General features: G+C 67.3%; 9 protein-coding genes. 5 read left to right on the top strand and 4 right to left on the bottom strand.

Going from position 1 to position 6,429, the window contains the following annotated elements; translation table 11 throughout:
- Nucleotides 1-186: 186 nt before the first annotated feature.
- Nucleotides 187-888 (bottom strand): AIM24 family protein, encoded by a 702-nt coding sequence (locus RTU05_RS07000; protein WP_312596891.1) that lies wholly within the window; start codon nucleotides 886-888, stop codon nucleotides 187-189.
- Nucleotides 889-1,010: 122 nt separating this feature from the next.
- Here RTU05_RS07000 and RTU05_RS06995 point away from each other — a divergent pair, with 122 nt between their 5' ends.
- Nucleotides 1,011-1,811, top strand: a complete 801-nt coding sequence (locus tag RTU05_RS06995) for a DUF4198 domain-containing protein (protein ID WP_312596889.1) — start codon at nucleotides 1,011-1,013, stop codon at nucleotides 1,809-1,811.
- 24 nt (nucleotides 1,812-1,835) lie between these two features.
- Here RTU05_RS06995 and RTU05_RS06990 read toward each other — a convergent pair whose 3' ends face one another.
- On the bottom strand, nucleotides 1,836-2,057 hold the full coding sequence (locus tag RTU05_RS06990) for a DUF3126 family protein (protein ID WP_282438886.1): 222 nt from the start codon (nucleotides 2,055-2,057) through the stop codon (nucleotides 1,836-1,838).
- Between the two features lie 179 nt (nucleotides 2,058-2,236).
- Between RTU05_RS06990 and RTU05_RS06985 the strand changes: the two genes are divergently transcribed.
- Complete coding sequence (locus RTU05_RS06985; protein WP_312596887.1) at nucleotides 2,237-2,380, top strand: hypothetical protein; 144 nt, start codon at nucleotides 2,237-2,239, stop codon at nucleotides 2,378-2,380.
- 7 nt (nucleotides 2,381-2,387) lie between these two features.
- Here RTU05_RS06985 and cysE read toward each other — a convergent pair whose 3' ends face one another.
- Nucleotides 2,388-3,215 carry a serine O-acetyltransferase gene (gene cysE / locus RTU05_RS06980; protein WP_312596885.1) on the bottom strand — a complete coding sequence of 276 codons (828 nt, stop codon included), beginning with the start codon at nucleotides 3,213-3,215 and terminating at the stop codon, nucleotides 2,388-2,390.
- A 17-nt stretch (nucleotides 3,216-3,232) separates the two neighbouring features.
- Nucleotides 3,233-3,862 carry an NUDIX hydrolase gene (locus tag RTU05_RS06975; RefSeq protein WP_312596884.1) on the bottom strand — a complete coding sequence of 210 codons (630 nt, stop codon included), beginning with the start codon at nucleotides 3,860-3,862 and terminating at the stop codon, nucleotides 3,233-3,235.
- A gap of 45 nt (nucleotides 3,863-3,907) precedes the next feature.
- Between RTU05_RS06975 and RTU05_RS06970 the strand changes: the two genes are divergently transcribed.
- The 3 genes from RTU05_RS06970 to RTU05_RS06960 all read left to right on the top strand — a co-directional run bounded on the left by RTU05_RS06970 (nucleotide 3,908) and on the right by RTU05_RS06960 (nucleotide 6,427).
- A complete protein-coding gene (locus RTU05_RS06970) occupies nucleotides 3,908-4,501 on the top strand; it encodes a nitroreductase (RefSeq protein WP_312596882.1) in 594 nt (197 codons plus the stop codon).
- A 74-nt stretch (nucleotides 4,502-4,575) separates the two neighbouring features.
- Nucleotides 4,576-5,238: a DedA family protein gene (locus RTU05_RS06965; RefSeq protein WP_312596880.1), complete on the top strand. Its 663-nt coding sequence runs from the start codon at nucleotides 4,576-4,578 to the stop codon at nucleotides 5,236-5,238.
- Nucleotides 5,239-5,305: 67 nt separating this feature from the next.
- Nucleotides 5,306-6,427 carry a sensor histidine kinase gene (locus RTU05_RS06960; protein ID WP_312596878.1) on the top strand — a complete coding sequence of 374 codons (1,122 nt, stop codon included), beginning with the start codon at nucleotides 5,306-5,308 and terminating at the stop codon, nucleotides 6,425-6,427.
- Nucleotides 6,428-6,429: the final 2 nt, after the last annotated feature.

Genomic DNA, 6,429 nt, shown 5'->3' with positions numbered 1-6,429 from the left:
GCCTTGAATCACGCTTCAGCCTAATCCGGAATCCCTAGAGTCCACAGATCCTAGGGCGTCCGAAGGACGAACCCGGAAGCCAGGAGGCGCGCATCAGGCTTTAAACGCCTTCAGCAGAGCGCTTGCGGCCCTGGGTTCCGGGTTCTTCGCTCCGCTCAGCCCCGGAATGACGACTGACCTGGGCTGTCAGCCCCCGCTGTTGGCCTGCATATAGGTTTCTTCGTACGGCTGGACCACGACCCAGCCTTCGCCCTCGAACTTCATCTGGATGCTCTCGCCCGAGCCGCGTCCGACCAGGGTCTTCAGCGAGATGTCGGTGGCGATTTCCGGCGACAGCCCGCCCGACCAGGCCACGGTGGCGTTGGGGTCAGTGAACACAGGGCCGGTCGCCGCGCTGACCTTCAGGATCAGCGGGTCGTAGTGGGAGGTGATGGCGACGATGCCGCTGCCGCTCAGCTTCACGTTGAACAGACCCCCGGACATCATCCCCGCGACCCGCTTCATCATGGTGATCTGGTTGCTGATCCCGGTCTCCAGCGCCAGCACGTCGTTGCCGTTGACGAAGATGGTCTCATTATCCAGCCGCAGCAGAGTAATCTTCTTGCCCGTGTCGGCCAGATAGACGCGGCCCTGGCCCTCCATCTTCATCAGGACCATGCCCTCGCCGCTGACGGCCTTCTTCAGCAGGTTGCCCAGGCCCTGCTCCATCAGACCCTGGCGCGTGAACTTCACCTGGCCGGTGCGCGCGACCATGGCGCCGGACTTGGCCCAGACCGAGCCGTTCAGCCGAACCTCCAGCAGATAGGCGTTTTCCAGTTCGAAAGCGTCGGCGCTGACGTCCTTCTCTCTGTAGGCGGCCACGAATTCGGCGACGGTTTTCACGGGCATGGAGACCTCGAAGGGTGTTTCAGGGACGCCCAGCCTGGCCGCAGATCGCCGCTTCACGCAAGGCCATAATCTTGCAAACGCCTCGCAATATTATATCATCCAGCGAACGCAAGAGGCCCAGCATGAGCAGACCCATTCTTCACGCCAGCCTGCTGGCCAGCCTGCTCGCGGTATGGAGCGCCGGCGCCGCCCAGGCCCATTCGCCCTATCTGCGGCCCAATGTCTTCAACGCCACCAACCGCGACCATGTGACGGTCGAGGCCGCCTTCACCGAGGATGTGTTCAACGCCGAGGTGGTCATGCGCTCCGACCATTTCCACGTCGTCGGGCCGAACGGCGACACGCCGATCACCACCGTCACCTATCTTCGCGACCTGGCGGTGTTCGAGGCCCCGACGCCGGTAGACGGCCTTTATCGCCTGTCGTCCGGCGCGCGCGAAGGACGGGCCGCCAAGATGTACCAGACCCCGTCCGGTTGGAAGATGGTGGGCGAGGAGGATGCGCCGCCCCCGCCCGGCGTCGAACTGGTCGATGTGCAGAGCATCACGGTCGCCGACGTCTATGTGGTGCGCGGCGCGCCCGACGACGCGGCCCTGAAACCTTCGGGCCACGGGCTGGAGCTTCAGCCCCTGATCCAGCCCGGCGACATCGTGGCGGGCGAGGACGCGCCCTTTCGCCTGCTGTTCGACGGCCTGCCGGTCGCGGGCGCCGACGTGACCGTCTTTCGCGAGGCGGGCCAGTACGACGGGCGCAAGATCGAGACCGAAACCCGCACCGACGCCTCGGGCCAGGTCACGCTCAGGGTCGCAGAACCGGGGGCCTATATGACCCAGGTGCGTCACCGCATCGCCGCCCCGCCCGGCGCCGCCACGCCCTGGCGCAGCTACACCCACACCCTGACCTTCGTCGCCCACGCGGGCTGAAGGTCAGGCGGGTCGGACCTCCGTTCAGTCCGGCAGGTCTTCGGCCAGGATGGCCATTTCGAACATGAAGGAGCCTTCCTCGTCCTCGTCCTCGAAGACGATGCCGATGAACTCGTCGCCGACATAGACCTCGGCCGAGTCGTTCTGCTTGGGGCGGGCCTTCACAATGATGCCGCCGGTGTTGAAGGTGCGCTTGAGGTGGCCCTCGATGCGCTTCAGGTCGGTGTCTTTCACGGATGGCCTCATGGTCTTGGATTGGCGGCGGACCCTAGAGAAGTCCGGGGGTCAGGGGAACCGCCGCCCGTCATTTTCCACACCCGCGACCGGCCGAGCGGAAAATGTGCGGCGTCGTTCATTTTCCTTTACGGCCCCCGACGCGCGGCGACGTCAAATAAGTGTCACCGTTCGTTTCGGGGGAAACGCAGATGCTGTTGTCGATCTTGGTCGGCGAAGCGCTTTATATCGCTCACCGCTGTCGGCGGGCGCTTCTGGCCTCGCCGGTCGTCCTGGCCTGCGCCATGACGGCCATGGCCGTACTCCATCACGGTCCGGCCTCGCCGCACGGCTGACGCCCTTTCAGATCACGAAGTCATAGACCACGTCGGCCAGGGTGTGATCCATGGTCCGCGCCGGCTCGGCCCCGGTCGGACAGTTGACCAGACGCGCGGGCACGCCCGCCACGGTGCAGCCGGTCGGCACGGCCTTCAGCACCACCGAGCCGGACGCCACCTTGGCGTAGTCGCCGATGTGGATATTGCCCAGCACCTTGGCCCCCGCGCCCAGCAGCACGCCCTTGCCGATCTTGGGGTGGCGGTCGCCGCGCTCGGCCCCCGTCCCGCCCAGGGTCACATTGTGCAGCATGGATACGTCGTCGCCGACCACCGCCGTCTCGCCGATGACGATGCCGGTGCCGTGGTCCAGGAACAGCCCCTTGCCCAGCCGCGCGGCCGGGTGGATGTCCAGTTGGAACAGCTCTGAAATCCGGCTCTGGAAGTGGAAGGCCAGGGTCTCGCGTCCCTGCCCCCACAGCCAGTGCGCCACGCGCCAGGCCTGCAGCGCCTGGAAGCCTTTGAAATACAGGAAGGGCTGCAACAGGTTGCGGATCGCCGGATCGCGTTCGGCCACGGCCTGCAGGTCAGCCTCGGCCGCCTCGACCATCGACGGATCGGCCTTGAACGCCGAAAGGCAGACCTCGCGCACCGACATGGCGCTCATCTCGCCGTCCGCCAGCTTGCGCGCGATCTGGAAGCTGAGCGCGCCGGCCAGGTCGTCGTGCGACAGGATCACGGCATTCATCTGCGAACCCAGCTGCGGCTCCTCGCGTGACGCAGCCTCGGCCGAGGCGCGCAGCTGGCGCCACACGCTGTCGGCTTCGTTATCCGCGACGACTTCAAGCTTGGCCATGACCGGCTCCTTCGCGCTCATCCTAACCGCTTCAGCATGGCCTGCGCCAGCGCCGGGGGCAGTTCGCCCGTGGTCGCCATATGGTAGGCCCTGTAGGCCGTCGCCACCGTCAGCCCGTCGCGCACCGTCCCCCGCCCGATCTCCGCCAGCAGATCCAGGAACGAAACCCGCACCACGGCGATCACTTCCGTCGGATCGGGCGCGGTCGGGGCGGGCGACAGGCCCCAGGCGATCCAGGTCATGCCGATCTCGTCGGTAATGGAGTTGGACATCTCCACCTCCAGCGCCGGCGCCCAGTGTTCGGCCTCCAGGCCCGCCTCCTCGGCCAGTTCGCGCCGCACCCCGTCGAACGGGTCTTCGTCCAGCGGCGCCCCGCCCTCCGGCATCTCCCAGCTGTAGTTGGCCAGGGCGAAGCGCTGCTGGCCCACCAGGGTCACGGTCCCGTCGTCGTGCACGGGCAGGACGCCAGTTCCCACATTCTTGAACCGCACCACGGCGTAGTCGGCCTTCATCCCCGTCGGCGCCGTCGCCGGATGCCGCGTCAGGGCCATCCATGGGTTGTCGAACACCGTCTCGGTTCCGTCGCTGCGCCAGGCGGGCGGCTTGGCCAGACCCTGGGCCCATTTCGGTTCGTCGGTTTTACGCATGGGCGACCTATGGCGGATGGGGGGTCGAAAGCCTAGCTAGACGGCATGACCGCGCTTAACGAGCCCCTCCCCCCGCCCGTTCCGTCCAAGGCCTTCCTGGATCGTCTGGCCCAGCGCCGCTCCGCCCCGGCCCAGGCGCTGGTCGCGCCCGGCCCGTCGCCGGCCGAACTGGATCACATCCTGGCCCTGGGCGCCCGCACGCCCGATCACGGCAAGCTGTTTCCCTGGCGCTTCGTGGTCCTGGGACCGCAGTCGCGCGCCGAGATCGCGGCCAAGTTGGCGGCGCTGGTCGAGCTCAGGAACGGCCCAGCCAAGGATCAGGCGGTGCTGGCCAAGCTGACCGCCGCGCCCGCCACCATCCTGGTCGTCTCCACCCCCGTCCCCAACGCCAAGCCGATCTGGGAGCAGCAGCTGTCGGCCGGGGCGGTGTGCATGAATCTGGAGCACGCGGCCGGCGGCTTCGGCTACTCCGCCAGTTGGATCACCGACTGGTACAGCTACGATCCGCAGGCCCTGCCCCTGTTCGGGGTGGGCGAGACCGAGAGCGTCGCCGGCTTCATCCACATCGGCACGCTGGACGAGCCGGCGCTGGAGCGTCCCCGCCCGGATATGTCGACCAAGGTCACACGCCTGCCGTAAGCCGGTGACATAAGGTCGCCCTGCGTCGGTTCGACATCTCGACCGACCCCGCCTTCCTCCCCCAAGGCCTTCGTATGGATTCCCTGTTGCAAGCCGTGGGCGACTTCATCGCCCGCAACCATATGTGGGCCGGCGTCCTGTTGGGCCTGGTCACCTTCTTCGAGTCGCTGGCCGTCATCGGCGCCTTCGTGCCCGCCACCGGCCTTCTGGTCGCGGCGGGCGGGCTGATCGCGGCGGGGGTGCTGGATCCGGTCAATGTCATCGTCGGGTGCGTCGTCGGCGCGGTGATCGGCGACGCCGTCTCCTACTGGGCCGGACGGCGCCTGGGCGTGCGGTTCCTGCAGCGCCCGATGTTCAAGCCGCACCGTCGCCGCATCGCCTGGACCCGCCTGTACTGCCGTCGCTACGGCGTCATGTCGATCTTCGTCGGCCGCTTCTTCGGCCCCTTGCGCGCCTTCGTGCCGCTGACGCTGGGAATGCTCAGGATGCGTCAGCGCGCCTTCCAGTTCGGCAATGTGACCTCCGGCATCGTCTGGGTGCTGGCTATGCTGGCGCCGGGCTATCTGGCCGCGCAGGGGCTGGCGCGGATGGAACTGCTCAGCGAGGCCCACGGCCCCACCCTGCTGATCGGCGCAATCGCCCTGGCCATCCTGATCGTCGCCATCGCCTACCGCCTGCTCAAGGCCCGCATGAGCCGCAAGTCCGCCGTGATGCGCGGGGCGCTGGAGAGCCGTTAGGGCCGCCGGTCCGGCGCGCGCGGAAGTCCTTGCTAAGGCGACGGTTTCCTCCATAAGTCACAAAGACATGTCGCCAGCCGAGCCCCCGACCGCCGCGCCTCTGGAGCCTTCGCTGCGGTTTCTCGCGGGCGGCGGGGCGGCGACCCAGTTGATCCTTGATCGCGACTGGTCAGACCACCCCCTGGGCCCGCCTCAGGACTGGCCGTCGGCGCTCAAGACCGCGCTCAGCCTGGTGCTGAATTCGCCCGAATCGATGATCCTGGCCTGGGGCGAGAAGGACCTATGGTTCTTCTTCAACGAAACCTATTTTCCCCTTCTGGGTCCGCGCCTCGGCTGGGCCATGGGATCGGCCTTCATCGAGGTCTGGGCCGACGGATGGGAACAGGCCAAGCCGATCATCGACGAGGCCTTCGCCGGCCGCAGCCGCCGGTTCATCGACCTGCCGTGGAAACTGGCCGCAGACCGGGGCCTGGCCGACACCTGGTGGACCTTCTCCTATTCGCGCGTGCTGAACGCCGAAGGCGGCATCGACGGCCTGTTCATCTTCACCAATGAGACCACCAGCCGGGTGTTGGCGGACGCCGCCCGCCTGCAGGCCGAGGATCACAACGCCATCCTTGCGGCCGAGACGACCCACCGGCTGAAGAACACCCTGGCCATGGTTCAGGCCATCGGCCGGCAAAGCCTGAAGGGGCTGGATCGCGACCGCATCCAGGTGTTCGAGGATCGCCTGATGGCCCTGGGCGCCGCCCACAGCGCCCTGACCGAACAGAACTGGCAGAGCGCCGATCTGTCCGTCCTGGTCTCCAACGCCCTGGCCAATGTGTTGCCGGGGGAAAGCTTCAGCCTGAACGGTCCGGCCTTTTCGGTGTCCGACCGCTCGGCTCAGTCGATCACCATGCTGATGCACGAGATGGCCACCAACGCCCTGAAGCACGGCGCGGCCTCCACCCCTAACGGCCGGGTCGAAATCGACTGGCGATTGGATGGCGACCATGTCGTGCTGAACTGGCGCGAAGTCGGCGGACCGGCGGCCGAACCGCCCGCCCGGCGCGGCTTCGGGTCCAAGCTGATTGAACGCGGGCTGTTCGGCACCGGAGGCGCCGATGTACGCTATACGCCGCAGGGGCTTCTAGCCACATTCACCGCCTGCGCCGACAGGCTCGCGCCCGGCTCTCAGCCGTCCTGACC

Source organism: Brevundimonas sp. (genome assembly GCF_032017145.1).
GTDB lineage: Bacteria > Pseudomonadota > Alphaproteobacteria > Caulobacterales > Caulobacteraceae > Brevundimonas.
This window is presented reverse-complemented; position numbering and strand designations above follow the sequence as displayed.